Source organism: Paenibacillus sp. FW101-FHT12H11 (assembly GCF_058790355.1).
Genome location: NZ_JBYTCO010000009.1, coordinates 342,302 through 367,421, shown reverse-complemented (window position 1 = coordinate 367,421; position 25,120 = coordinate 342,302). Strand labels below are relative to the sequence as shown.

Sequence of the window (25,120 nt, the reverse complement as noted above, 5' to 3'; positions counted from 1 at the left end):
CTTTCTCCATTCTCTTTTTGGGAGGTTATTAATATTTCATCTTCACTCTAAAAGTCCTATAAAAGTTACGAATGTCCTGAGCCAGAAGTTCGGGTTCTTCCATAGCGGTAAAATGTCCGCCACGGGGCAGCGAAGCCCAGTGAATTACATTTAGGTTGCGTACTGCCCATTCCTTGGGTGGCAGCAAAATATCTGCAGGGAACAATGCGATGCCTGTCGGTACCTCTATATAGCCCAATGGTGGTAAAGAATGTGAATTTTCATAATACATCTGTGCTGACGAACCGATCGTGTTCGTAACCCAATACAGCATAATATGAGTGATTAGTTCATCCTTATTGAATTTCTGCTGAAGGTTACCGTTGCAATCGCTCCAAGCACGATATTTTTCAATGATCCAGCCAGCCAAGCCTGCCGGTGAATCGGTTAGTCCATAAGCAAGGCTCTGTGGTCTTGTCGATTGAACGGACATATAGCCACCTTCCTGATTGATCCATTCGGAGGCGTTTTTCTTGTATTGCAGTTCTTCTTCTGTAAAGTTCGTCTGATCAGATGAAGTCATGAGGCTCCTTATAATGCCGATATCGGTTAAGTGGATGCCGTATAACAGTTCAGGATGGTTTGATGCCAGATATCTTGTAACTCCTGACCCAATATCCCCACCTGCGGCAGCAAATTTGTGGTACCCTAATTCTTCTGTCATTAGCTTAGCCCACATCTCCGAGACGCGAAAATTGTTGATGCCAGAATGTTTAGGGTGACTAGAGAATCCAAATCCAGGTAGTGAAGGGACAATCACGTCAAAAGAATCCTCAGGGTTACCGCCGTAGCTGGCAGGATCGGTAAGAAGAGGAATGATCTTTTGATAACGAAGGTAACTGTCGGGCCATCCATGGGTAAGAATAATGGGCATTGGATTCGGTCCTTTACCACGTTCATGTACGAAGTGCACGTCTATGCCGTCAATATTGCAGCAAAACTGGGTCAAGCGGTTCAAATTGGATTCTTGCGCGCGCCAGTTATAATGTTCTTTCCAATAAGAAATGAGCGACTTTAAATAACTTAATTCTGTGCCTCGTTCCCAGCCCGCGTTTTCTATTTGATCTGGCCAACGCGTGTGATGCAGTCTGTATGTTAGATCGTCAAGGATTTCGTCAGAGACATGAATATGAAAACGTTCAATAGCCATTGTGGTTTTTCCCTCCTTTTGTTGGTACAATCGCTATTATATCTCTGACCCTTGTCTGGTACACTGCCATTAATGAAGTATTTAACTATAATATTTGATAGGTGATTGCTATGCCGCAAATAGATCGACACAAAAACCGAACCGTGAATATTGAATTTGCCGCAGTGGAGGATTTCAGCAAACTTCCTAATCCTGAACGTCTTACGCTGATTCTTATTACGTCAGGAAGTATGAGCGGGACATTAAATGAAAGGCCGATTTCCATTGTCGCTCCTGGTATTCTTTGCTTAGCTGGAACAGATGATATGAAAGTCATGGAGAAACAAAATATTGCTGCACAATCCTTTCATTTTCATTCCGAATTTCTGAACACCACAGTTCTTTCCGATACGGAGGGCTATGTTCCGACGGGGCCGCGAATACAAACAGGTCATTCACTTTTTCAAAGAGATGATCCATATACAACGATACCCCGCGTCACCGAGAAGGCATATCCGCTTTTATTTGAATGGTTTTTTATACTGGGTATGGAAGTGCAAGCGCAAAGTGATTCACGTTGGGTGTGCAGAGTAAAAAGATACCTCATTCAAATATTGGGTTTGCTGGAGGATTTAAATCGAAATCGAGAACAATCACCTGTTGATTCCGTATTAGAATATATAGAAATGAACTATTCCAGAAAGATTTCTCAGGAAGATCTGACGAATTGCGCTCATTTAAACCGTGTGACCCTGAATAAGATGTTTCAGGAAAGGTGTGGAAATACAGCTATGGGTTACTTGCTGTCACATCGATTGAAAGTTGCATGTGAGCTTTTAACTCATACAGGTATGAAGCTTGATGAAATCGCACGCGCTACAGGATTTGAGTATGACACATACTTTATCAAGCAATTCACGGCTAAAAAAGGCATCTCACCTACAAAATATAGGAACACTACTCGCAAGTTCGCCACAGTCCAATAGAATTCATATATAGAAGCCGCCTAGCTGCGGTTTTTTGTTTTATAAAGACATGGATTTTTTTGCATGAGCAGAACCTAGACGGCCGAGTGAAAAATTAAGGCATCGTTCATCGATTTATTTAGACTTCGTTTAAGTACGTTGGTAAGATAGAAATGAGGACCCATGTAAATTTTTAATTAGATGTTTGAGTATTCACTCGGGTGGTTATTAGGAATAAATCCTGTTAAGAAAAACTTAAGAATTAGTTCACAATAACTTTAATAAACTTCATTATGATGGGACTAATCTTAGATGTATTTCACAAACCAATATCAGGCAGTGTAGACTAACTCACTGGAGGAAATGCGAATTGACGACAAAATTACCTCGGATTCTAGTACTTACTGCGAGTTATGGCGCGGGGCACGAACTAGCCGCATACGCGATTAAAGAGTATTGTCGCCGATATGGCCTTGCCCAAGTGCAAATCATTGATTTGATGAAAGAAGCTCATCCAGTCCTGAATAAAATATCCACCTCTGTTTATATGAGCAGTTTTCATGCTGCGAGATTTGGTATCCATTATTATGGTTGGAGTTATTATTTGACTCAAAAAAACAATGCCTATAGTCCTGTTCTCGCTGGTTTGAATCGGTTAGGAACCAAACAATTGTTTGAGATTATTCAAAGAGAACAACCAGATGGTGTTATCAATACATTTCCGTATGGGGCTTCTCCTATTGTAAGCAAGCTCTTCGATATTCCAACGTTCACGATCATGACAGATTATGTCATTCACGCAAGATGGCTTCATCCTGCAATTGATAAATACTATGTGGCAAGTGAAGATTTGAAAGCAAATATGATCGAGAATGGCATCAATGAAAAGGGCGTAGAAGTAACGGGGATACCTATCCGAGATGCTTTTGAAAATAATAACTATCCGAATGAGAATAATAACAATAAAATGATACTTATTATAGTTGGTGCATATAGTCAATTAGACCTTACCGCTAAAATGATAAAAAGTCTTGATGGTATAAGGGATTGTCCGATTACTGTGGTATGTGGCCGCAATGCTAAGTTGAATCAACACCTGACAAAGCAATTTCAAAATAATAACAGAGTCACAATTCTGGGTTTCGTCGAGCGGATGGATGAACTCATGGCTTCAGCCACATGTATCATTAGTAAAGCAGGAGGATTAACATTAGCTGAATCTCTTGCTCTAAAAGTGCCACTTTTTATCTATCGGCCGTTCGCTGGTCAAGAAAAGGATAATGCCACTTATTTTTCTGAAAAAGGTATTGCATTTATCAGCTATTCTATGAGTGATCTCGTCAACCAAATTCGTCAATTTATAGATAATGATATTTGCGTTTCTCTAGTAAAAAACAAAATGGAATTCTTACATCATAGAAAATCAGCAGAACGGATCGTTACGGACGTTCTTCGTACGATTTTTGGACGCAGGAGAGAACAAGCGATATTGAATTCACCCATGATTTAAACAATCCTCTCTAGAAAGAATGTGATTGGCTTGCATACATTGTTATGGTGCATCTTTATCGTACTGCTTCTATATACAATTTTGCCTACGATTATCGTTCGTTTACTTTGTCTGTGGGTGTACAAAAAGAAAGTGAGCAAGGACGGCATAGCTTTAACCTTTGACGATGGTCCTGATCCGGAGTTTACGCCGCAATTGTTGGATCTTCTCTCCAAATATCAGATCAAAGCCGCGTTTTTTGTACTTGGGTCCAAAGCAGAGAAGTATCCAGAGATCATTCTACGTATTCATCATGAAGGTCATCTGATCGGCATTCACAATTACGTCCATTGGACAAATGCCCTTATGACCCCCAAAAGGGTTCGAAAGCAATTAAATGATTCTGTAGAAGCGATTGAGAAAATTATTGGGGTAAAGCCGATTTATTATCGCCCTCCGTGGGGGATTATTAATGTCTTTGACCTATTCTTAGTGAAGCAATATCGTTTGGTTCTCTGGTCGTTAATGGTAAAAGATTGGAGAAGCAGGGGAGGCAAGAACCGCATAAGGTCTACCTTACTATCCAAACTACAAATGAATCATGTTATCGTGCTTCATGATAGCGGGCAGACTTTCGGGGCGAATCGAGACGCTCCTCACTATATGTTGAAAGCCCTCGAGGATTTCCTTGAAATATGCAAACAGCGAAACTTTCCTTTTCTCCCCATAGATACCTATTTACAACTACTGCAATTTAAGAAGAGGAAGCCAAGCGGGCTTGTAAAGAAATGTCTCGTTTTCATCTGGTTGAAATGGGAACGCATGTTCAATTGGTTATTCAATATTCGGCCAATTGATGTGGATAATCAAATTTTCTACAGCCGCGTGTGCAAATATCACGGGAAAACGATCGATTTGGGAAGTGGGGAGGCGTTGAACTCCGGAGATCTGGTTGTTGAACTTCATTTTAATAATGAGAAGCTTCATCAATTGATTACGGAATCTAGCTCTATGTTCCAACTTGCTGTCAAAATGAAACATGATGTACAGAGCTTTCTGCCCACACTGGCCCAACGTATTCACAGCATGCCCGAAAAAGTCAAAGCGATCTACGGAATCACTATGATACACAGAGGTTCCAGACAATTAGGTTTTACCGTGACAGAATTGCCAAAAGGTTTGTTTAGCAGATTTACACAGATTTATTTAAAGACATTATTGTATGTTCTTCATCCTAACGGAAGAGAACGATTAAAACTGAAAAGTGACCTATTGTCTCCAAGAATAGCAACTATTTCTACTGAGGAACTCTACAAAAAATACGCGGCTACTGTGGAACCTATGCCGATCTCAGAGCATGCGATTTCGCTCAGTCAGGAAGTTTTATATGAAGCAAACAGGACCTAATACGAAGCTTTTTAGCGTAATAAGTATACTTGTCATTGTTGGTATCTCGGGTTATTATCTGTATCTTGTTCATACAGGAGAAGCAGATGGGCTCATTCATCGTATTCGTGATCTTGGGTGGATAGGCATTATGATTGGCATCCTTGTTCAGTCTATTGTAAATATTCTCCCAGTACCTGGAGAGTTTATCTCTATTGCGCTCATGGAAATATATGGCGCCGTTTGGGGCGGGGTTTATTCGTGGATAGGCGGTGTACTGGGCGCGGTGGGTGCGCTGTATGTAACCAAATGGATTGCAAAGCCTTTCTTCGGTAAATTAGCGCAGCCATTTCTACAAAAAGTAGAAGAGTTCACAGAAAGGCATGAAACGTTTGGTCTTTTACTCATTAGATTCGTTCCTTTGGTCCCGTATCATTTTGTGAATTATGCGTTTGGTTTTTTGAGAGTAAACATATGGTCTTTTATCTGGACCACTGGCTTGGGCATACTTCCTTTTACGATTGCAATGAGTGGTCTTTATGCGGGGGTCCGTAACGGTTCCCTCTTATGGGGAGCTGTTGGCATCGTCATATTTATAGGACTGCTAGGAGTAAGCTTGCTGATAAAAGGTAGGCGGAGACGCGTTTCTGATCGGGTATGAAAGAATAACCCCAAGAACGCCCCCCGTTCTTGAACCGTTCTCCCGCTAATTACCGCATCAAGAACGGATAGCGTTCTTGCATTTTCATTCTCCATATAACCTTTATCCCAACTCAGCATTGACAATATAGTTCAAGAAAGTTATTATATTCTTTGTTGATTTATGTAACTGAAAAGAGGTGTTTTGACAATGGCTGTTCCTCAAAGGAGAACGTCCAAAACACGTCGCGATAAGCGCCGTACTCACTTTAAACTGGAAGTACCAGGAATGGTGAAGTGTGAACAATGTGCAGAATTGAAGAAAGCACATCATGTTTGCAAAAACTGCGGTTCATATAAAGGTAGAGAGATCGTTAAAGCTCAATAATAATATGAATTGCTCCGGAAATGACACTTCTAAACAATTAGGGTGTCATTTTTGTATTTTTCCATTGTCGTTTAATCTTCCGAAATGGAGGGACTTATGCCTTCGCGATACTCATCATTTCTAATTAAACTGCTGATTACGACCTCACTGATTAGCGCGGTGCCTTTGCTGTGCTTGGGTGTATACGCTTTCTTCCAATCGACTTCCACGGTTCAGGCCAAGGTGAACGAAGCGAATGTGTTCATTTTACAGCAATCGCAAAGCCGGGTTGAGCAGATTCTGAAGGTAATCGATCAGGTTTCCGGACGTTTCGCGGAGACGCCGTTTGTCATCAATTCCGTGGCGAAACGCATGGAGATTGAAGATTTTCAAGATATCGATCTGCTGGTAAAAGGACTTCTTGGCGTTCAAACTTATGAATTAGGCGTGAAATCAGCGGAGCTGCACAGTCTTCAAAACGGCTGGTATATCAAAGACGGCGGCTTTTACTTTGGCACGGATACCGCACAAGCGTCCAACGCGCTTACTTATGTCTATACATCGCGGTGGCTGCCTGACCAGGATGCTTCTTTTGCAGGAATCAAACTAGTGAAAACGATTCCACCTCTGGCCGCCGAGCCGAAAGGGTATTTATTCGTCCGCATGTCGAACACGGAACTCTCCAAGCTGCTGACGGGCGGTTTTTCAACCAGGGAAACGATGGTCTTGGATGACAAGATGAAGATTATCATTCACAGCGATCCCGCGAGGATTGGCCAAAGTGTTCTTGCCGAGCCATGGGCCAAGGAGATTCAGCAATCAGGCCATACACAAGGATATGTGAATAGTACCTTATCAGGGCAGCCGTATAGCGTGATTTATAATCAATCCCGTTACAATAATTGGACCTATGTGTCGGTGATCCCGCTGGAGGAAGCGAGGAAAGAATCCGCTGCTATCGGCTGGGCGACGTTAACCGCATGCATTGTGCTGCTGCTTTTTGCCGCGCTGCTGTCTTATTGGGCATCCAAGCGGATGTATTTCCCTGTACGCAGTCTCATGGAATTCACGATGCGCCATAGTAAGCCGCAAAGCGGCGGGTCTGCCGTCAAAGACGAGCTGCAATGGATCGGCACGCAGGTGGCCTCGCTCCATCAATCGAAAGAGCAGCTGGAAGGGCAGATGAAGATTCAGGCCGGCCAACTGGTGGACTACTTCATGCTGAAGCTGTTTCAAGGAGAGTTGTACCGCGGCGAGATGGAGGAGAAGGCGGAGCGGTTCCAGCTGCCTGTTTGGAAGAACTATGCGGTACTGGTCTTACAGATCGATACGTTGGATCAAACGAGATATCGTTCCAGCGAGCAGGATCTGCTGCTTTTTGCGATTAATAATATGGCCGCAGAATTGATTGGGATGCCGCAGCGTATTCATGCGATGCCTATTGGCAATTATCAGGTGATTTTGGTCGGCAGTGATACGGACAACCACATGGAGCTGCTCAGTGAATGGAGCGCGCTAGCCATGTCGGTGCAAAGTGCCGTAGACGAATATTTGGGACTGAAGGTAAGTATCGGCATCAGCAGACCTTATGACCAATTGTTTGCGACTTCAGGGGCATTTCTAGAAGCCAAAGAAGCGCTGCAATACCGGATTCGTCTTGGCGAAAAAGCAATCCTGCATCTCGATGACTTGAAGCCCAAACAAGCCTCACATCACTATTACCCGCACCATCTGGTGTCGGAGCTAACGCAGGCTATTGCTTTACTCGATAAGGACAAGGCCGAAGAACTGCTGCATCAGTTTATACAGGACGTCCTGCGTGTAGAGACGGATTCTAACGTTTACCGAATGTCTTTTGCCATGCTGCTGACGGATCTCATCCGCGTCTTGTACGACATGGGCGATACGGGAGAGCTCCTGTTTCCGGATCAACGGAATGCGTATGAGCACATGTTCCGACTGAAGACACCGCAGGAAATCGAAGTATGGTTTAAAGCGCAGATGATTCATCCGATGATGGAGCTGACCCGCAAGCGTCACGAATCGTCCGGCAAAAGCATTTCCCGCTCGGTGATGGATCTCATTCATGCCCATTATGATAGTGAGCTGACGCTGGAGCAGTGCGCGCTGCGGTTAAACTACAGCACACATTATATCCGCCGGATGTTCCGGAAGGAAGCGGGAATGAGCTTCAGTGAGTACTTGGCGGGATACCGCCATGATATGGCGAAAAGCTGGCTGAGCAGCACGGAGATGAAGATTACGGACATAGCCGAACGTTTGCAGTACACGAATGCGCAAAACTTCATCCGCCAGTTCCGCAAACTGGAAGGGATGACGCCGGGCCAGTACCGGGAACAGCGCAAGGATGCCATTGGTTGACGATTTTGCTTGCAAGCAGCGCCGATTCTAGCTACTTTCAGATAGATAAAAATCAAAAGAGGTTGTTCCCAAACGGGGACAGCCTCTTTTTTTGCGTTCAAAATGATTACCCGTAGGGCCGCTAATGATTATAAATGCTTGCTTTACAGGCAAATAGGCTGCTCATTCGCAGATGGAGCGCTGCTGATTATTGCAGGCAATTTCCAGTCTCGATACGCTAACCATGTCAAAACAAACGAGGAGGACGAGTCAACGTGGAACTGACTTCCAGACCGGTAAAAGCGGATACGGCTGCGAGAAGCAAAGCCCGCACGAGAATCAACCGTTTGCTGAAAAACAAATGGCTGTATGCGATGGCGCTTCCTGGCATGCTCTATTTTATTATTTTTCGTTATTTCCCCATGTGGGGGCTGTTGATCTCCTTTCAGGACTATCAGCCGGCACTTGGGATGCTGCACAGCAAATGGGTGGGTTTCAAACATTTTGAGAGGTTCTTTTTTGACGCTTCATTCGGGATGCTTTTCAAAAATACAATTATTCTCGCTGTATACAATCTGTTTTTTTTCTTCCCGCTGCCGATCATCCTGGCCCTGTTATTAAATGAAGTGCGCAGGGAAGTTTTCAAGCGCAGCATTCAAACGATTGTCTACATCCCCCACTTCGTTTCCTGGGTGGTTGTGGTTGGGATCTCCTACATCTTTTTCACGACAGAAGGAGGCATCGTCAACGACCTGCTGGTTTCGTTGGGCCTGCCGAAAATGGAATTCCTTATCTCAAGCGAGTGGTTTCGAACGATGATCGTTTCGCAAGTGGTATGGAAAGAAACAGGCTGGGGAACGATTATTTTCCTGGCAGCGCTGGCTGGGGTGGACCCACAGCTATATGAAGCGGCAAGAATCGATGGGGCGAACCGTTTTCGCCAATTGTGGCATATTACGCTTCCTGCGATCCGCAGTGTGATTGTCATTTTATTTATTCTTCGGCTGGGGTCGTTCCTCGATACGGGCTTTGAACAGATCTTCTTAATGCTGAACGCCATGAACCGCGAGGTAGGCGAAGTATTTGACACCTACGTTTACAATGTCGGGATTCAGCAAGGCCAGTTCAGCTACAGTACGGCAGTCGGATTGTTTAAGTCGATCATTGGGCTGGTGCTGGTGGTTGGGGCTAATCGGTTGGCCAAAAAATTCGGCGAAAGCGGCCTGTACTAAGAAGGGAGTCATGTTTAATGATTAACAAAAGCATAGGCAGCCGCATCTTTGACGGCTTCAATTACACGTTTCTGGCATTGTTTGCTCTCGTCACGCTGCTGCCGTTTATCTACATCATATCGGTTTCATTTGCAGAGCCGGAAGAGGTGCTCAGACGGGGATTCATTTTGTTCCCTACTTCCTTCTCGTTGGAAGGTTATCGCTACATTTTCTCGACACAAACGATTGTGAACAGCTTGTTCGTGACGATCGGCATTACAGTGGTCGGTACGTTTATCAATCTTTTGTTCACCTCGCTGCTCGCCTATCCGCTTTCGAGGCAGGATTTTGAAGGAAGAAAGCTGTTTATGATGCTGATCGTCTTCACCATGCTGTTTCACGGCGGGATTCTGCCAACGTTCCTTGTCGTTAAGGCGCTTGGCATGCTGAACAGCTACTGGTCTCTGCTGATTCCCAATGCGATCAGTGCGTTTAACCTCATCGTCGTTGTGAGCTTTTTCCGTCAGCTGCCCGAGGGACTTGAGGAAGCGGCCAAAATTGACGGCTGCAGCGATGTGGGCCTGCTTTTCCGAATTGTGCTGCCGTTATCGGCGCCAGTGCTGGCTACGTTTGCCTTGTTTTATGCGGTAGGCCATTGGAACACCTTTTTCAACGCGATCATGTACATTAACGATTCGAAAATGTGGCCGATCCAAGTCTGGCTGAGGCAAATCGTCATCTTATCCCAAGGCGGAATCGGGGATTCGACGCAGTTTGATCAGAATTATATTGCGCCTCCATCGCAAATCATTAAGATGGCCGTCATCGTCATTTCAACGGTACCGATTCTGCTCGTCTATCCGTTCCTTCAGAAGCATTTTGCCAAAGGAGTCATGATCGGTTCTGTAAAAGGTTGAACAGGCTCCCGAAAACTATTGTGATTGGGAAGCATTCATATAAAATAAGACTATGGGGAGGCATTGCCACAATGAGAAAATACGCGGGAATGAGAAAAAACGGTTTGGCTGCAATGGGAATGATGATTGGCGCTGCTGCGCTGCTGGCCGGTTGTGGGAACGAAGCGAGTCCAGCTGCAGGAGGGAATGCGGGTACTAGCAGTGCTCCCGTAAGCAAAGAGCCCTTGAAGTTAAGTGTCATGACACTCATGTATGCAGAGCCGCCCAAAGCGGACAGTGAAGTGCAAAAGCAGATTGAAGCTTATACGAACACGAAATTGGACATCTCCTGGGTTCCCAACTCTTCCTACAAAGAAAAGGTCAATGTCACGATTGCTTCCGGTGAGCTTCCAAAGGCGCTGCTTGTGCAGAACAACAAGGATTCGAACATTTTGAGCGCTGTGCGTGCCGGCGTGTTCTGGGAAGTGGGTCCTTACCTCAAGGATTATCCGAATCTGTCTAAAATGAACCCGGCCGTTTTTGACAATATCAAAGTGGATGGGAAAATTTACGGCTTATTTCGTGCCCGCGATTTGTCCACCTATGGGGTTATTTTCCGCAGCGACTGGTTGAAAAACGTAGGCTTAAGCGCACCGAAAACGCTTGATGATTTATATAACGTTTTTAAAGCGTTTACACTGAATGATCCGGACAAAAACGGCAAAGCGGATACGGTTGGTTTGACGGAAGAGAAAACGATGGACGGTTTTGGCGTCATAGCCTCCATTATGGGTGCTCCGAATTCCTGGGAAGTGAAGGATGGCAAATTAAGTCCTGATTTTCTAGCGCCAGAGTATTTCGAAGCGATGAAATTTTATAAAAAGCTTTACGACGAGAAGCTCATTAAGCAGGACTTCCCTGTTCTGAACAATCAACAGAAGAAAGACGATATCAACCAGGGCAAAGCTGGAGCGGTAATCTCGAATATGATTGACGGAGCGGGTTATCAGGCATCGCTATCCAAAACGTTCCCTGGCTCGGATGTGGACGTCGTCTCCCGGATCACAGGGCCCAAAGGCGAGAGATTGCCGGGCGGCGTAGGCTATAACAGTGTGTTCATGTTCCCGAAATCAAGTGTGAAAACCGAGGCGGAATTGAAACAAATTCTAGGCTTCTTTGATAAAATCTCCGATCAGAAGATGCTGGATTTGCTGGGCTGGGGCATCGAGGGCAAACACTATAAAATCGAAGACGGCAAACCGGTATTTATTGATCAAAAGCTGCAGGACACCGAAGTAGGCTCCAGCTATCTGCAACTTCAAGTCGCGAAGTATACAGCGAAAACGACGGGGAAAGAAACGCCTCTGATGGAGAAGTATGGCAAAATGATTAAAGAGAATGAGGCCATCGCGGTCAATAACCCGACGAATCCGCTCGTTTCCGAGACCCAAACGACCAAAGGCAGCGAACTGAAGCCGATCATTGACGACGCCCGCACGAAGTATATCCTGGGCAAAATCGATGAGGCAGGCTGGAAGCAAGCGATCGAGCAGTGGAGAAAAGCCGGCGGCGATAAAGTCATTGAAGAGTTCAGCGCGCAATACGCGAAGAGCGGCAAGTAAGGCTGTAAAGTAGCAAAGGCGTCCATGAAGGTAGATAAATTCTACTTTCACGGACGCCTCTTATGCGTATGGCAGTTTAATTCCATCCTTTAGCAACCATCGGTTTCTTCTTCGTTTTCTTGAACAATCTATAAAATAAGCCGAGTTCCTTTTTCCGTTTGAGAGTGGCTTTGATACCTTCAAGCAGCAGCATTGATCTAAGTTCGTCGCGACGGTTTAACGTATGCAATCTTTTGATAAATAGCTTGTCCATGCGAACATCCCTCCCATTCATCTACCTCCATTATAAACGGGATCTGCGAATTTGATTGTCGCTTTGTAGAGAGGGTTTGCACTTGTTTTGTCGAAAATGGAGCGGGTAGGCCTCGATTTCCTTCAAGTCCCTATAGGCAGATGAATCACTGTGCAGTATTATCTAACGTAGGGTGATATCATATGTTCATTTCTCCTATGCTTTTGCAAGACGCCAAAGATAATAGACCTTATAACAGCAAACATCATGTGGCAGAACTGAAGTTAGACGGTTTCAGGTGCATTCTTTCTAATTTAGACAAACTCTATGTATATACGAAAGACAATCAATTGGTAACGCATAAATTTCCTGAGTTGTTCCAGTGTCCGTTTCCCGAGGGAACGATCCTTGACGGTGAATTGGTTATTTTGGATAATCAAGGTAAACCGGACTTTGAAGCGATGTCAGCCAGATTTTTAAACCCGACAGACTTATCGCCTGTTGTATTTTTTGCATTTGATATTTTAAAATACAAGGGAATTGATGTCACTGAATTACCCTTGCTTAAACGCAAGGAGCTGTTGGAGCAAGCTTTCATCGAGACTGACAGGTACAAAAGGGTGAAGGTTTATGAGGGTAAAGCGGTGGATTATTTTGAGAAAATCCGGCAGGATGGGCTTGAAGGCATCATTTTGAAGTCGAAAAAAGAAAATTTCAAGTACGAGAGCAACAAACGCTCCAGGCAATGGCAAAAAGTGATTAACTGGACTTATGCAGATGTTTATATTTCTGGTTACAGGAAAAATAATTTTGCTTTGCTGGCGTCCATTGATTCAGCGAATGGTTTGAAAATTCCGGTTGGGGTGATTGAGACCGGGGTAACGCCTCTGCATCAGAAGGCGCTTGATGGCGTGAAGCACCGCTTAGTCTACAAAGAGGACAATCATTTTGCTTATATGGAACCGCGGCTAATGGCCAAAATCAAGACGAAAAACTGGACGAGAAACGGAAGGCTTCGTTCGCCGGTTTTCATGGAATTTGTGATGTAAAAAAAGACTGGATCACCAAGGAGGAAGTGGTGGTGCAGTCTTTTTTTTGTACATTACATGCGTCTAAAATTACCTGTGCTGCTGCCGCTTAGCTGTTGCTCGGCGATTTGAATCAATCTTCTCGTAATGTGTCCGCCGATTGCGCCGGTATCACGAGTAGCCATGTAGCCATAATACCCGTCCTGAGGAATCTGAATACCTAGTTCCTGAGCGACCTCGTATTTCATTTGCTCAAGAGCTGATTTTGCTTGTTGCACAAGTAATGTATTGCTTCTACTGCTAGCCATTTGGATTCGCTCCTTTATTTGGTGTATGAGTATTTTGTGGAAGTTATGGTTTTTTATTCATGGTGTTGGAAATTTTTTTTACAGCACGATGATTGCGCTTTCACAAAGCGTTGGAAAATTTTGCGGCATGTTTTCGGAAAAACCCCGTGTTACAATCGGAAAGATCGATTATGGTCAAAAAACTTAGAAGGCCGAAGCTTCTTAGAAAGCACGGGGGACCCATTCTTTGGGGTGAAGTCGCAATGAAAGCGACCGGGTGATTACTCTTTGACCCGAATCCGACAGCTAACCTCGCAGGCCGCAAAAAGGAGAGATTTTTATGTTGAAACGTTATAAACAGCTAGTCGTAACCGGTGCTATCGGACTGAGCGTCCTTATGAGTTCCAGTGGAGCCATGGCGGCATCCGCCACGTACACGGTGTCAGGCAACGATACCATGTGGTTGATCTCCCAGAAGTATGGCGTGAGCCTCACTTCACTGATTCAGGCGAACCCTCAGGTTGCCAACCCGGACGTGATCTGGCCTGGGATGACGTTGAACCTTCCTGGCAGCACAGGGACAAGCGGAGGCTCTCAAACACCAGCCCCGTCAGCGCCTGCTCCATCTTCACCAGCTGCTCCAGAAACACCATCAACGCCAGCTACATCTGCGCAATCCGCTTTTGCCAGCCAAGTTGTTACATTAGTTAACCAGGAGCGAGCAAATGCTGGACTACAAGCGCTAACCAGTGACAGTGCACTTACAGCTATGGCGCTGGATAAAGCCAAAGATATGTACAACAACGACTATTTTGATCATACATCGCCGACTTATGGGTCACCTTTTGATATGATGAGCACTTATGGCATTCCTTATTCCTATGCAGGTGAGAACATTGCCAAAGGACAACCTACACCAGAGGCGGTCATGGAAGCCTGGATGAACAGCACGGGCCACCGTGAAAATATTTTGAACCCTAATTACACGAAAATCGGCGTTGCCTATTATAACGGAGAATGGGTGCAGGAATTCATCAGCAACTAAGGCTCTATAGCGAGTTTTAAAAAACAGCCCTTGTGATTTCCCAGGTGGGATTTCGCAAGGGCTTTATTTATATTTCAACTTGGCTACCCCCCACATCAAGAGTGGCAGTATGATCCCATGGATGGGTAATAAATAAGGGATCGCGATTTTTTGTGGAAATACCACGGAACTATCGATAAAGTCCCGAGGAATCAAGGTAATCAGCGCGATAACCGGTGCTACGAACCAAATCATACGTCGCCATTTTTTAAAACCGAAGCTTTGAGCTGTTCCATAAGTGCAAACGAATAAGTAGAGAGACACTTTGGTGAACACACTAATGATCCAGATGGCGATAACAAAGGAATCGAGGTTTTGAAAAAAGTCGAAATAGGAGATATAACGGATCAGATTAAAGTAAGGATACGTTTGGCCCGACGCGGCGATGTGTCCGAATACCGAAAGGATTAAGAAAGTCGAAATGCTTGTTAACAGACCAGCCGCAGCCACTCCGAGTATGGCTGGTTTCACCCCAGCTTGAGGCTTTGAAAGAAAGCCCATGATGACGAGCAGAAGGATGCAATCCCCAAGAAATGTTGAAGTGGGCAGCGCTCCTTTTAGGATTGTCATCGCACCGGTATCCACATAGAAGGGAAGGATATTGTTAATATGGATATTTTTTAGGCTCAGCAAGAGAGGAATAGCAATCCCAAGTAAAGTTAAGGGCCCTAAAATTTCGCAGCATCTCGCGATAACCTCTAAGCCCGAGAAGGTTACATAGATCGCTACGAGGAGCATGGCTAACATCGGAACAAGGATCGGAGTTTTGGGAAGAATAGTCGCAACAATGAACTCTGCGTATTGCCTTATGATGATCGCAAGCACGCTATACCAGTAGATGAAATACACCACCATAACCATATAGCCAATGTATCGACCAAATAATTTCTTGGAGAATTCTACGATGGTTTGCCCTGGATGATATACACTGAGCCGTGAGCAAACATAAGCGACCCCTGCACCTATTCCGGTTGCGCAAACGGTTGAAAGCCAAGCGTCTTGCTTTGCAGTTTGGATAGATGGATTTATGGTCAGTAAAATGGTCATCCCCAGCTGCATGGTCAAGATCATCCAGAATAATTGTTTCCCGCCAATCTGCATGTCCGTAATTGCTCCTTTAATGATCTAAGAGTTTACCGAGAGGGTAGAAAATGTAATTTACCAGCTGCGTCGGACCCGGCATACTCGGATTCATGACTAAAGCGATCGCTAGCATCCAGCATAAGGCTATAATAGAGAGATAAGCCGCTTTCTCTTTGGCCGGTCTGTTTTTCAAGCGAAACCACTGAAAGACTGTGATGATCAAGCACGCGGCCATGCATAGGGGAATGTCTTTGGATGTCATTTGGTATACTCCTCGTCCTTATCTTTTTCTTCTTGGGACCCAGAAGACTTGATGCTGGATAGCCCAGGACGCAGCATTCTGGCATCCGATTGTACCGTAACTTCGACGTTCGGGAAGATCTCGTTCCAACGCTTTTGATTTTGCCGCCATTCCTTGGGGTACGCTCGGTGGAATTCCCCAGCGAAATCAAAAATGTCGGCTTTGAAACCTTGCTGAACCTTTCGCAAAGCAACGGCGACACGCTCTTCAATGTCGTCGTTCATAGCGGCTTCCACGCGTTTAACAGCTTGGTGATCGGAGGCGAGATCCAGTGAAGTTGTATTTTGCAAGGCATCATCTTCCGTATGAATCCAGACGTTCATGCGCCACTTGCCGTTTTCGATGATTGGCTGCAGCTTCGTCTCGCTTTTCAATAGTCGAAGGGAGACATGGCCGGAGACACCTTCCGGCGTAACAGTAACGACGGCTGTTTTGATCTCATCCCTGAGCCAAAGCAGGCCGCGGGTGGTCGGATCGTCAATGGTGCCGACCATCTTATCGTCTTTGAATACGGCCGTATAATTGGTGAAACTCCCTGTGTCGTCGTGATTTCTGGAGGTGTTCGCCCCAAGGAGCTCAATAAAAGGCAGGGCGGCAGCGCCGGACTGATTCGCCAACATGTGTGCCAAATCCGCCAACGTTACACTAAGGATGATTTTGCTCTTGGCAATTTCCCTCATAATCTCTGAGGAGTTCCGCTCCAGCCGTGTATTCATTTCGAGAATTTCGCGTGCGCTTCCCTTGCAAATATACATAAAGGCGCGCTCTCGCGGCTGAGGCGCTCTCATTAGATAATCGACCTCGTCTCGAACCCCTTGTCGCGCGACAGACTCACCGAAAATAATGATTTCGGTATGACCCCAGAAAATTTTGCGCGGCATCTTCTCTTGAATCTTAGAAACCGCATCCGCAATATCTACGCCTACCGCGGATTTGACGAGGGAAGTTTGAATGCTGCCCCCTTTGTTGCTGCTTTCCAACCCGCCGCCGCCGCCCCCGGGACTTCGTGGAATAAAAATCTGTATCGTTAATTCGATCGAAGTGTCGTCATATTTATCAATCGCTGCTCCGGTGACGAGCGCCAAATCGTTCACTTCCGTCCGATCCCAGCAGCTTGTCAGCAGCGGAGTGAAGAGACTTGCCAGTAAAAGTAGCTTCAGCAACGCTTTCATCCTTGCTGCCCCTTTCTGAAAGAAGCGGCAAGTAGAAGCATGGAGGGAACACCAAGCTGTGTGATCAATGCTAAAAAAGGGATAGTAGTTCCTATAGCATGCATGAGCTCCTGAAAATTGGGAGAAACCCAAAAGCTGAGCAGCAGTATCAGAAAGCCAACCGGAATGATAAGAGGCCGATAATCAGAGAGCCCCAAACATTGCGCCGTACCAAGCACGGTGGCATAGTAGATCAACGATACTTTAATGAACATCCCAATGATCCAAATTGTCATCACTAGTGCTTCTATATGTTCCAGAAAGTCAGAGATGGAAATATAACGTACGGCAATGAGGAAAGCGTAATTGAATTGAACCGTAAGTGATCCGAACATTAATAAGATGGTCAGATTAATCGTAAGCAAGGTGATCATGACAATGCCGACGCTAAGGAAGCTCCACTGCAAAACATGCCGCTTTTTATTCAAAAATGGATAAAGAAACGACAGCATAAAAAACTGGGTAAACCAAGATGAGGGGACAAGTGACCCCACTAGTAGGGGAAGCGGGCCATCTCCCAGAATAGGAAACATCTCTTTGGGATGAAGATCAGGAATCATCAAGATCAGCATGATGAAAATGATGAGCACAGCCGAAGGAATAAGGATTTGCGAGACTCTGGCGAGCACCTCAATTCCCTCATATAAGACATACGCACATACAGCGACCATACAAAAAATGACGAGTGCTATCGGTGTCTCATGTAAAAAGTTACCGATGACAAATTCCCCGTATTCGCGCAGAACGAGCCCATTCGTAAAGATAAACGACACGAGAAAGAAGCCGGAGAGTGCCTTACCTGCGTACACGCCGAGAATTGATTCCGTATATTGGATGAAGGTTAATTCCGGATATTTGATATACAGACGATACATGACAATCACTGACAACAGCCCTACCATTGCCGAAATCAGCGGTGTCATCCACATATCAATGCCGGCGGTTCTCATCGTGATGGACGGGACAGATAAAGTGGCGGTAGCGAGGACAGTCGGATGCATAATGATGGCTAATTGAAGCGGGGAGATACGTCCCTTTTCAATCATGAATGTCATCCCCTTTTGGCGAGTCTGGTTTTTGTCCAGAGGGCTGCCGAATCGCATTCATCTTTCCGGTAAATTTAGGGCGGGTCCGCATGGACCAGATTGGCGCACGAATGAGTACATCTTTCAACTCTTTTGCTTTAATCGGCGCAAGTGGCTGCAGGTAAGGAACGCCAAGCGACCTTAAGGAGCAGAGGTGGATCACGATGACAATAAATCCAAGCATGAGTCCTAGCAGCCCTAGAATTCCCGATAAAATCATGATGGGAAATCGGAGCATTCGCAAAGCAATGCCAGTGGAATACTGCGGCATCATGAAGGAGGCGATTCCCGTGATAGCCACCACCATGACCATTGGAGCCGACACCAAACCCGCAGAGGTTGCGGCTTGTCCGATGACGAGCGCGCCTACGATACTGACAGCGGCACCTACCTGCTTAGGGAGACGGACACCGGCTTCGCGGAGTGCTTCGAAAGAAACTTCCATGAGCAGAGCTTCAACGAGTGCGGGAAACGGAATATCCTCTCTGGACTTTGCAATGCTAAGCAAAAGGGATGTGGGAACCATCTCTTGATGAAAGGTCAAAATAGCCACATACAAAGACGGGAGCAGCAGTGTTATGAAAAAAAACATATAGCGCAGCCATCGAATTAAGGTTCCGATAATAAATCGTTGATAATAGTCCTCTGGCGATTGCAAAAGCGAAAACAGAGTGGCGGGCGCTATCAACGAAAATGGCGTTCCATCTACCAGAATGGCTGTACGGCCCTCCAGAAGCGCCGCGGAGACAACATCCGGACGTTCCGTTACTTGAATTTGCGGAAAAGGGGACAGCGGATGATCTTCAATTAACCCCTCGATATATCCGCTTTCCAGAATGCCGTCGATCTCAATTTCGGCAATCCGTTGCTCAACTTCCTGAATGAGCCCCTCGTTGGCGATGCCCTCCATGTAAATAACGACGACTTCCGTGCGTGTGTGTTTTCCTATTTTGTACGAAACCATTTTGAGGGAGGGACTTTTAATTTTCCTCCGAAGCATGGCTGTATTAACAGACATTGTTTCTGTAAATCCCTCGCGTGGGCCGCGAATAACGGATTCTGCCGACGGTTCCTCGATGTTTCTCTTTTCCCATTGAGCGAGACCTAGCGAGTATGCCAAAGGAATTCCATCGATGAAAAGTTCGACATTGCCCACAGAAAGATGAGCAATGATGTCCGAGAATGTCAAAGCCTCCTTGACGTCCGAGATGGAAATCATGGATGACAGTTCCTTTTCCGTGTAATTCCATTCTTCTATAGTCTCGCTAAGTAAAGGACTTAGGACGTTTCGATCCAATGATTCAAGATTAACCATCCCTTCGATATAAACGATGAGGGCTCTGGTTGTTCCTCCAATAAGGAAATCGTGGAAATTGACATCTTTGCATTTTGTATATATAACCTGAAGAGTTCGAAGGTTATCATCGAGTGAGTAGGAAACAGCTTCCAATGAATTCGACAAACTTGCATCCATGAGAACGCTCCTTAGATGTGATAATTATCTGTTTGTCCAATTAAGCTGGTTGCTAAACCAATTCTTCCAGGATCGATCAAACAAAAAAATTAGCGAATTTTGGATAAAATAGTGTTGTAAAGTAAAAATATGTATGGAGTCTGAAAAATTAATCGAAACTTGTGAAACGTGATGGGCGTTCATCCGTATCAAAGTATTGAGCGTACTACAAAACAAGTTGTGAAGGAGGTGGCCTGATTGACTATCAGTTTGGTCAAAGGTCAAAAGATCGATTTAACAAAAGGAAATGCTGGTCTTACTAAAGTGGTTGTAGGTCTCGGTTGGGATCCTGCTGTGCTTGAGAAAAAAGGCTTTTTCGGAACGAAAAAAACAACGGTCGAGATCGATTGCGACGCTTCAGTGATTTTATTGGATGCGAATGGTAAACTGACAAAAGAGAAAAATGTCGTGTACTTCGCGAATTTGCAAAGTCCCGATGGCTCCGTTGTTCACTCCGGAGATAACCGTACAGGTGAAGGCGATGGCGATGACGAGCAAATTTCGGTTAACTTGAGTCAAGTGCCTGCTGACGTTCATAAAATCATTTTCGTCGTAAATATCTACGATTGCGTTAATAGAAAGCAGGATTTCGGTCTGATTCAATCGGCTTATATTCGAATTCTGAATGATTCCAATAATCAAGAATTGGTTAAATTTAATTTAACGGATAACTATGCTGGGAAAACTTCTTTGATCGTCGGTGAAATATACCGTCATAGCGGCGAATGGAAATTCAATGCGATTGGTGAAGCCAGCACGGATACGACAATTGGTCAATTAGTTAAACGCTACACTTAATCCACTATACAAAGCGAGGTCATTATCTATGGCGATTTCATTATCTAAAGGTCAAAAAGTTGATTTGACAAAATCAAACCCAGGTTTGACGAAAGTGGTTGTTGGCTTAGGTTGGGACACGAATAAATATGATGGCGGTAAAGACTTCGATTTAGACGCTTCCCTTTTCTGTGTGAACGCAGCTGGCAAAGTGAATTCTGAAGCTGACTTTATTTTCTATAACAACCGCAAAAATGCGAATGGATCCATCATTCATAACGGTGACAACCGTACAGGTGCTGGAGACGGGGATGATGAGCAAGTTAGCGTGGATCTGGCTAATGTGCCAGCTGAAATAGAAAAAATCGCATTCTGTATTACGATTCATGAGGCGGATGTAAGGAGCCAAAATTTCGGACAAGTGTCTAATGCCTATGTGCGTATCCTTAACGAAGGATCTGGTGCGGAATTGATTCGTTACGATCTTGGCGAAGACTTCTCTATCGAAACAGGCGTAGTAATTGGCGAGTTGTACCGTCACAGTGGCGAGTGGAAATTCAGCGCAATCGGAAGCGGCTACAAAGATGGTCTTGGTGGACTAGCTCGTGATTACGGCTTGCAAACTTCCTAATAAGTCAAAAATATTCTAAGGAGCTGTTGGATATGGCAATCTCCTTGTCCAAAGGTCAAAGAATTGACTTAACCAAAACAAACCCTGGTTTAACGAAGGCGATTATCGGTTTAGGCTGGGATACCAACAAATATTCCGGCGGTCATTCTTTCGATTTAGATGCTTCGGCTTTTCTGCTGCATGCAGACAATAAAGCCAAAGGCATTGAGGATTTCATTTTTTATAACAATTTGATTGGTGGAAATGGTTCGGTTCAACATACGGGAGACAACCGGACCGGTGATGGAGACGGAGATGACGAGCAGATCAAGGTTGATTTCTCGAAAATCCCTGCGCATATCCACCGTATCGGTATTGCCGTAACTATCCATGATGCAGCAAGCCGCAATCAGAATTTCGGACAAGTGTCCAATGCGTTCGTTCGTCTTTTCGATGAAGTAACAAATCAAGAAATTTTACGCTATGATCTAGGGGAAGATTTTTCAATTGAAACTGCGGTTGTCATTTGTGAGTTATACCGAGACAGCCAAGGTCAGGAATGGAAATTCCAAGCGGTTGGAAGCGGCTTCCAAGGCGGTCTTCAAGCATTATGCAAAAATTATGGACTTGATGCGGAGTAAAGCTTAAACTAGGTGGGGTGGTGCAGTTTAGGCATCACCCCTTTGCTAGCCAATAGGCATACTTCATCCAAGCACTAGGCATGATATGCTGGAATATGAACTGGAAAATCACTTCTCCATCGAGACAGCTATAGTTGCAGGAGAATTATATAGATACGCGCAGAGTACGAATTTAGCGCAATTGGATATGACTCCTCGGATGGGGATGAGAGTGGGTTGCAGGCAGTAAATACTAGGGATAATTACAGGAGGGGCAAGGCGCATGACAGATTTTTTTCAGAGTTTCATCAATAACTTTCTTAGCTTTTTTAGCTGGGAAGTGTTATCGGAAACAGTGACAGATCCCGTAAACTGGGGGATAATCGGTACACTTGTTATCTTAGAGGGCTTGCTTTCGGCGGATAATGCGTTGGTACTCGCAGTTATGGTTAGACATTTACCTAAGGAACAGCAAAAAAAGGCGTTATTTTACGGACTTATTGGTGCTTACATCTTTAGATTTGTAGCTATCGGTGTGGGTACATTCTTAGTTCAAATTACATGGATTAAAGTACTTGGTGGTCTTTATCTCCTCTGGATCGCAATCAGTAATCTCTTCTTCAAGAAACATGAAGAGGATGAGAATGGCGAAGTGAAGAACAAAGGTCTTTCCTTCTGGCGTACAGTATTAGCGGTAGAAGTGATGGATATTGCATTTAGTGTGGACAGCGTGCTTGCTGCTTTTGGTGTCAGCGAAAAGGTGTGGGTATTGTTCCTCGGAGGTATTTTGGGCGTACTCATGATGAGAGGCGTGGCGCAAGTCTTCCTGAAATTAATTGATAAAATTCCGGAATTGGAGAAAACAGCGTTCATTCTTATTATCGTTATCGGTCTTAAGATGATCTTAGGCGCTTTCGGTGTTCATATCTCCCATGTTCTCTTCTTCTCAGTCATTATTGTTCTGTTTGGCGGTACTATTGTTCTCAGTCTACTTCGCAATAAGAACAAGACAGAATCTCATAATTAAAAGAGTGCTTAATTGACACTGTGCATCATATCTTTGAATAAGATATTCTCAAACTATTCAAAGAAGGTGCACAGCATGATAATAGGCGGGTTTATACTCAGTGGAATCATTCTCGTGCTCATTGTCGTCGCAGCCTCTGAAAAAGCAGAATCTGTGTCCAAATTTATCGATAAATAGACACCTATGGAACCTGTAAAGGTTTCTTTTTTTTGATTCGATTTGGTAGAATATAAAGATAGAGTCGAAAAGATGGCAGTTAAGAAAAAGGAGCTGTAACATGCTGCAATTAAGCGATAGTCAGCTTGCAACAATGTGGACTCAAGGGGATTCCAAAGCGTTCAGCCGACTTCTTGAGCTGTATAAGGACAGAATTTACCGGTTAGCCTATCGGATGTTGCGTAACAAATCGGATTCGGAGGATGTCGTACAAGAGACGTTTCTACGGGCGTATCAGCACTCCCATCGCTTTGACGCAAGCAAAAGTTTCTCTACTTGGATTTTCAGCATAGGCAAAAATGTGACCATTGATTTTTTGCGTAAAAAGAAGTCGGAGTTGTCCATGGATACGAATCCAAATCCGTTTCAAGATGCGCTGCCTTTTTATGATAAGTTGACAAGCCTTGAGAAAACGCCTGAACTTCAATTAATTGAGCAAGAAACAGCCGAACAGGTAGAACTGATGATTCGCGAGCTGCCCGATAAATATAAAACGTTGATCGTGTATAAATACTTTCTAGATATGTCTCTGGAAGACATTAGCAAAGAAGTGAACTTACCTGTTACGACAATCAAAACAAGGCTATTTCGCGGCCGAAACTTCATTAAACGTAAGTGGGGTTCGCTATTCTTTATGCTGCAGAGCCTGACATCGGTTATTATTTTTTAAACATAATCATTCTAGTAGACAGAGGAGCATCCGAATGAGCACTTTCAAAATTGAAGCACCAAAGATGCCGAAAGAGTTGCCTTCGATATCACTGCCCGATGAGGGGCTGAACTCGGAAGATAGCTTTCACACTGGAATTATAAGCGATTGTACAATGGATAATCAGAAAGCGTCAAAAGTTGCTTTTGATAAAATTATTTTTCGAAATGTCACCTTCACACGAATTGCTATGAAAGACATTGAACTGACCGACGTCATTTTCGAGAAATGTGATTTATCGAATGTAGATTTCGGAGAAGCTACAATTCACAGAACTGAATTTAGAAATTGCAAAATTATCGGGATGGATTTGACAGGAGCGACCATTCGTAATGTGCTGTTTGATTCCTGTTTAGGGGATTATGTTAATTTCCGGATGGCTAATTTCAGACAAGTTGCTTTTGAAGTGTGTTCGCTTTTAAGTGCTGATTTCTATGAGACAACCCTGCAAAAGATGTACTTTGAGACATGTAAGCTGGATCGTGCTCAGTTCACGGGAGCCAAATTGGCTGGAATCGATCTTAGTTCCTGCGATTTCACTAGTCTAGGCGTGGGTGTGGAAGAATTACGCGGCTGCATCATTTCGAGAGGGCAAGCTTCTGTATTTGCAAGTCTTTTTGGGCTTATACTAAAGGAATAAAGGTACTAGTGAAATGAGGGGCAACGGTGAAATTTGGTTTTGATATTGATGATACACTCATTAATTTAAGAGAACATGCTTTTCACATTTATAATCGCAAGCTGAATCAAAATATCGGGTTGGATGTGTTTCAGGCTCTAACTACCATGGAGATTCATGACGCTTTCGGGTTGACGAAAGAAGAGGGAGGGAAGCTCTGGCTGAGCCTCCGCGATGATATTTATTACTCCGACTGTGCTCCATTCCCGCATGCACGTGAGATCTTACACGAGTTAGTTAAACAGGGCCATGAGGTTTACTATATTACGGCAAGAGCGAAAGAGCATACGGAACGGACACGAGAGTGGCTTATTCAAAATGGTTTTCCCGTTGCGGAAGGTCATTTCTTTTGCGGAATGAGTGATTCCGAGAAAGTACATATTATCGAGGACTTGCAATTGGATTATTATTTCGACGATAAGCCGAAAGTGCTTGAAACTTTATCTCAATTGCCAGTGAAAGCTTATGTAAAAGACCGATCCTACAATCAGCATCTCAATTTGCCTCGGATAACTTCTTGGGATCAGTTGTGGGAAGAGCTGAAATCATAATAA

At 44.6% G+C, this 25,120-nt stretch carries 27 protein-coding genes and 1 riboswitch; of the genes, 19 read left to right on the top strand and 8 right to left on the bottom strand.

Translation table 11 applies throughout. The features are described 5' to 3' along the window. Positions 1-28: 28 nt before the first annotated feature. On the bottom strand, positions 29-1,189 hold the full coding sequence (locus AC3WTJ_RS27815) for an epoxide hydrolase family protein (RefSeq protein ID WP_492524549.1): 1,161 nt from the start codon (positions 1,187-1,189) through the stop codon (positions 29-31). A gap of 110 nt (positions 1,190-1,299) precedes the next feature. Here AC3WTJ_RS27815 and AC3WTJ_RS27810 point away from each other — a divergent pair, with 110 nt between their 5' ends. The 9 genes from AC3WTJ_RS27810 (at position 1,300) to AC3WTJ_RS27770 (ending at position 12,104) form a co-directional block, all read left to right on the top strand. Further along, positions 1,300-2,154, top strand: coding sequence for a helix-turn-helix domain-containing protein (locus tag AC3WTJ_RS27810; protein WP_492524548.1), 855 nt, complete (start codon positions 1,300-1,302; stop codon positions 2,152-2,154). Positions 2,155-2,503: 349 nt separating this feature from the next. Continuing rightward, the gene (locus AC3WTJ_RS27805; protein WP_492524547.1) at positions 2,504-3,643 is read left to right on the top strand and encodes an MGDG synthase family glycosyltransferase; all 1,140 of its coding nucleotides are present in this window, start codon (positions 2,504-2,506) and stop codon (positions 3,641-3,643) included. A gap of 30 nt (positions 3,644-3,673) precedes the next feature. Next, a complete protein-coding gene (locus AC3WTJ_RS27800) occupies positions 3,674-5,029 on the top strand; it encodes a polysaccharide deacetylase family protein (RefSeq protein ID WP_492524546.1) in 1,356 nt (451 codons plus the stop codon). Beyond that, positions 5,010-5,669: a TVP38/TMEM64 family protein gene (locus tag AC3WTJ_RS27795; RefSeq protein WP_492524545.1), complete on the top strand. Its 660-nt coding sequence runs from the start codon at positions 5,010-5,012 to the stop codon at positions 5,667-5,669. Before AC3WTJ_RS27800 ends, AC3WTJ_RS27795 begins: the two co-directional genes overlap by 20 nt. A 189-nt stretch (positions 5,670-5,858) precedes the next feature. After that, entirely contained in the window at positions 5,859-6,035 is a 177-nt protein-coding gene (gene rpmF / locus AC3WTJ_RS27790) for a 50S ribosomal protein L32 (RefSeq protein WP_028553571.1), read from the top strand. A 96-nt stretch (positions 6,036-6,131) separates the two neighbouring features. Beyond that, the gene (locus AC3WTJ_RS27785; RefSeq protein WP_492524544.1) at positions 6,132-8,396 is read left to right on the top strand and encodes a helix-turn-helix domain-containing protein; all 2,265 of its coding nucleotides are present in this window, start codon (positions 6,132-6,134) and stop codon (positions 8,394-8,396) included. 353 nt (positions 8,397-8,749) lie between these two features. Beyond that, positions 8,750-9,607 (top strand): ABC transporter permease, encoded by an 858-nt coding sequence (locus tag AC3WTJ_RS27780; RefSeq protein ID WP_492524585.1) that lies wholly within the window; start codon positions 8,750-8,752, stop codon positions 9,605-9,607. Positions 9,608-9,624: 17 nt separating this feature from the next. Further along, the gene (locus AC3WTJ_RS27775) at positions 9,625-10,503 is read left to right on the top strand and encodes a carbohydrate ABC transporter permease (RefSeq protein WP_127453092.1); all 879 of its coding nucleotides are present in this window, start codon (positions 9,625-9,627) and stop codon (positions 10,501-10,503) included. 71 nt (positions 10,504-10,574) lie between these two features. Beyond that, positions 10,575-12,104, top strand: a complete 1,530-nt coding sequence (locus AC3WTJ_RS27770) for an extracellular solute-binding protein (RefSeq protein ID WP_492524543.1) — start codon at positions 10,575-10,577, stop codon at positions 12,102-12,104. Between the two features lie 76 nt (positions 12,105-12,180). Here AC3WTJ_RS27770 and AC3WTJ_RS27765 read toward each other — a convergent pair whose 3' ends face one another. Beyond that, positions 12,181-12,357, bottom strand: a complete 177-nt coding sequence (locus AC3WTJ_RS27765) for a hypothetical protein (RefSeq protein WP_164819526.1) — start codon at positions 12,355-12,357, stop codon at positions 12,181-12,183. Positions 12,358-12,539: 182 nt separating this feature from the next. Here AC3WTJ_RS27765 and AC3WTJ_RS27760 point away from each other — a divergent pair, with 182 nt between their 5' ends. After that, positions 12,540-13,385: an ATP-dependent DNA ligase gene (locus AC3WTJ_RS27760; RefSeq protein WP_492524542.1), complete on the top strand. Its 846-nt coding sequence runs from the start codon at positions 12,540-12,542 to the stop codon at positions 13,383-13,385. Positions 13,386-13,438: 53 nt separating this feature from the next. Here AC3WTJ_RS27760 and AC3WTJ_RS27755 read toward each other — a convergent pair whose 3' ends face one another. Continuing rightward, entirely contained in the window at positions 13,439-13,672 is a 234-nt protein-coding gene (locus AC3WTJ_RS27755; RefSeq protein ID WP_127453088.1) for an alpha/beta-type small acid-soluble spore protein, read from the bottom strand. A 179-nt stretch (positions 13,673-13,851) separates the two neighbouring features. Beyond that, positions 13,852-13,987: riboswitch (cyclic di-AMP (ydaO/yuaA leader) on the top strand. A gap of 4 nt (positions 13,988-13,991) precedes the next feature. Here AC3WTJ_RS27755 and AC3WTJ_RS27750 point away from each other — a divergent pair. After that, on the top strand, positions 13,992-14,696 hold the full coding sequence (locus tag AC3WTJ_RS27750; RefSeq protein ID WP_492524541.1) for a CAP domain-containing protein: 705 nt from the start codon (positions 13,992-13,994) through the stop codon (positions 14,694-14,696). A 63-nt stretch (positions 14,697-14,759) separates the two neighbouring features. Here the strand turns inward: AC3WTJ_RS27750 and AC3WTJ_RS27745 are convergent, their stop codons facing one another. The 5 genes from AC3WTJ_RS27745 to AC3WTJ_RS27725 are packed head-to-tail and all read right to left on the bottom strand — an operon-like array spanning position 14,760 to position 19,889. Continuing rightward, positions 14,760-15,836: a GerAB/ArcD/ProY family transporter gene (locus AC3WTJ_RS27745; RefSeq protein ID WP_492524540.1), complete on the bottom strand. Its 1,077-nt coding sequence runs from the start codon at positions 15,834-15,836 to the stop codon at positions 14,760-14,762. Positions 15,837-15,852: 16 nt separating this feature from the next. Further along, positions 15,853-16,080 carry a hypothetical protein gene (locus AC3WTJ_RS27740; RefSeq protein WP_492524539.1) on the bottom strand — a complete coding sequence of 76 codons (228 nt, stop codon included), beginning with the start codon at positions 16,078-16,080 and terminating at the stop codon, positions 15,853-15,855. Continuing rightward, complete coding sequence (locus AC3WTJ_RS27735) at positions 16,077-17,291, bottom strand: Ger(x)C family spore germination protein (RefSeq protein ID WP_492524538.1); 1,215 nt, start codon at positions 17,289-17,291, stop codon at positions 16,077-16,079. Before AC3WTJ_RS27735 ends, AC3WTJ_RS27740 begins: the two co-directional genes overlap by 4 nt. Then, positions 17,288-18,376, bottom strand: coding sequence for a GerAB/ArcD/ProY family transporter (locus tag AC3WTJ_RS27730; protein WP_492524537.1), 1,089 nt, complete (start codon positions 18,374-18,376; stop codon positions 17,288-17,290). The genes AC3WTJ_RS27735 and AC3WTJ_RS27730 overlap by 4 nt, the downstream gene beginning before the upstream one ends. After that, a complete protein-coding gene (locus tag AC3WTJ_RS27725) occupies positions 18,369-19,889 on the bottom strand; it encodes a spore germination protein (protein WP_492524536.1) in 1,521 nt (506 codons plus the stop codon). Before AC3WTJ_RS27725 ends, AC3WTJ_RS27730 begins: the two co-directional genes overlap by 8 nt. Positions 19,890-20,126: 237 nt before the next feature. On the opposite strand from AC3WTJ_RS27725, the gene AC3WTJ_RS27720 reads away from it, so the two are divergent. The 8 genes from AC3WTJ_RS27720 to AC3WTJ_RS27685 all read left to right on the top strand — a co-directional run bounded on the left by AC3WTJ_RS27720 (position 20,127) and on the right by AC3WTJ_RS27685 (position 25,117). Beyond that, positions 20,127-20,726: a TerD family protein gene (locus AC3WTJ_RS27720; RefSeq protein WP_492524535.1), complete on the top strand. Its 600-nt coding sequence runs from the start codon at positions 20,127-20,129 to the stop codon at positions 20,724-20,726. Between the two features lie 28 nt (positions 20,727-20,754). Next, the gene (locus tag AC3WTJ_RS27715) at positions 20,755-21,336 is read left to right on the top strand and encodes a TerD family protein (RefSeq protein WP_127453072.1); all 582 of its coding nucleotides are present in this window, start codon (positions 20,755-20,757) and stop codon (positions 21,334-21,336) included. 32 nt (positions 21,337-21,368) lie between these two features. Further along, the gene (locus AC3WTJ_RS27710; protein WP_492524534.1) at positions 21,369-21,956 is read left to right on the top strand and encodes a TerD family protein; all 588 of its coding nucleotides are present in this window, start codon (positions 21,369-21,371) and stop codon (positions 21,954-21,956) included. Between the two features lie 52 nt (positions 21,957-22,008). Continuing rightward, positions 22,009-22,185 (top strand): TerD family protein, encoded by a 177-nt coding sequence (locus AC3WTJ_RS27705; protein ID WP_492524584.1) that lies wholly within the window; start codon positions 22,009-22,011, stop codon positions 22,183-22,185. A gap of 33 nt (positions 22,186-22,218) precedes the next feature. Beyond that, positions 22,219-22,962, top strand: coding sequence for a TerC family protein (locus tag AC3WTJ_RS27700; protein ID WP_492524533.1), 744 nt, complete (start codon positions 22,219-22,221; stop codon positions 22,960-22,962). Positions 22,963-23,239: 277 nt separating this feature from the next. Beyond that, the gene (locus AC3WTJ_RS27695; protein ID WP_492524532.1) at positions 23,240-23,848 is read left to right on the top strand and encodes a sigma-70 family RNA polymerase sigma factor; all 609 of its coding nucleotides are present in this window, start codon (positions 23,240-23,242) and stop codon (positions 23,846-23,848) included. Between the two features lie 34 nt (positions 23,849-23,882). Next, positions 23,883-24,527, top strand: a complete 645-nt coding sequence (locus AC3WTJ_RS27690) for a pentapeptide repeat-containing protein (protein WP_492524531.1) — start codon at positions 23,883-23,885, stop codon at positions 24,525-24,527. A gap of 26 nt (positions 24,528-24,553) precedes the next feature. After that, positions 24,554-25,117 carry a 5' nucleotidase, NT5C type gene (locus tag AC3WTJ_RS27685; RefSeq protein WP_492524530.1) on the top strand — a complete coding sequence of 188 codons (564 nt, stop codon included), beginning with the start codon at positions 24,554-24,556 and terminating at the stop codon, positions 25,115-25,117. The last annotated feature ends 3 nt before the right edge of the window (positions 25,118-25,120 follow it).

Coding starts and splice junctions, on each gene's coding strand:
- AC3WTJ_RS27780 (WP_492524585.1), top strand. CDS start 8,750: ATGGCGCTTCCTGGCATGCTCTATTTTATTATTTTTCGTTATTTCCCC.
- AC3WTJ_RS27695 (WP_492524532.1), top strand. CDS start 23,240: ATGCTGCAATTAAGCGATAGTCAGCTTGCAACAATGTGGACTCAAGGG.
- AC3WTJ_RS27700 (WP_492524533.1), top strand. CDS start 22,219: ATGACAGATTTTTTTCAGAGTTTCATCAATAACTTTCTTAGCTTTTTT.
- AC3WTJ_RS27815 (WP_492524549.1), bottom strand. CDS start 1,189: ATGGCTATTGAACGTTTTCATATTCATGTCTCTGACGAAATCCTTGAC.
- AC3WTJ_RS27765 (WP_164819526.1), bottom strand. CDS start 12,357: ATGGACAAGCTATTTATCAAAAGATTGCATACGTTAAACCGTCGCGAC.
- AC3WTJ_RS27760 (WP_492524542.1), top strand. CDS start 12,540: ATGTTCATTTCTCCTATGCTTTTGCAAGACGCCAAAGATAATAGACCT.
- AC3WTJ_RS27770 (WP_492524543.1), top strand. CDS start 10,575: ATGAGAAAATACGCGGGAATGAGAAAAAACGGTTTGGCTGCAATGGGA.
- AC3WTJ_RS27690 (WP_492524531.1), top strand. CDS start 23,883: ATGAGCACTTTCAAAATTGAAGCACCAAAGATGCCGAAAGAGTTGCCT.
- AC3WTJ_RS27735 (WP_492524538.1), bottom strand. CDS start 17,291: ATGAAAGCGTTGCTGAAGCTACTTTTACTGGCAAGTCTCTTCACTCCG.
- AC3WTJ_RS27710 (WP_492524534.1), top strand. CDS start 21,369: ATGGCAATCTCCTTGTCCAAAGGTCAAAGAATTGACTTAACCAAAACA.
- AC3WTJ_RS27740 (WP_492524539.1), bottom strand. CDS start 16,080: ATGACATCCAAAGACATTCCCCTATGCATGGCCGCGTGCTTGATCATC.
- AC3WTJ_RS27750 (WP_492524541.1), top strand. CDS start 13,992: ATGTTGAAACGTTATAAACAGCTAGTCGTAACCGGTGCTATCGGACTG.
- AC3WTJ_RS27715 (WP_127453072.1), top strand. CDS start 20,755: ATGGCGATTTCATTATCTAAAGGTCAAAAAGTTGATTTGACAAAATCA.
- rpmF (WP_028553571.1), top strand. CDS start 5,859: ATGGCTGTTCCTCAAAGGAGAACGTCCAAAACACGTCGCGATAAGCGC.
- AC3WTJ_RS27810 (WP_492524548.1), top strand. CDS start 1,300: ATGCCGCAAATAGATCGACACAAAAACCGAACCGTGAATATTGAATTT.
- AC3WTJ_RS27730 (WP_492524537.1), bottom strand. CDS start 18,376: ATGATTGAAAAGGGACGTATCTCCCCGCTTCAATTAGCCATCATTATG.
- AC3WTJ_RS27795 (WP_492524545.1), top strand. CDS start 5,010: ATGAAGCAAACAGGACCTAATACGAAGCTTTTTAGCGTAATAAGTATA.
- AC3WTJ_RS27775 (WP_127453092.1), top strand. CDS start 9,625: ATGATTAACAAAAGCATAGGCAGCCGCATCTTTGACGGCTTCAATTAC.
- AC3WTJ_RS27755 (WP_127453088.1), bottom strand. CDS start 13,672: ATGGCTAGCAGTAGAAGCAATACATTACTTGTGCAACAAGCAAAATCA.
- AC3WTJ_RS27725 (WP_492524536.1), bottom strand. CDS start 19,889: ATGGATGCAAGTTTGTCGAATTCATTGGAAGCTGTTTCCTACTCACTC.
- AC3WTJ_RS27745 (WP_492524540.1), bottom strand. CDS start 15,836: ATGCAGATTGGCGGGAAACAATTATTCTGGATGATCTTGACCATGCAG.
- AC3WTJ_RS27785 (WP_492524544.1), top strand. CDS start 6,132: ATGCCTTCGCGATACTCATCATTTCTAATTAAACTGCTGATTACGACC.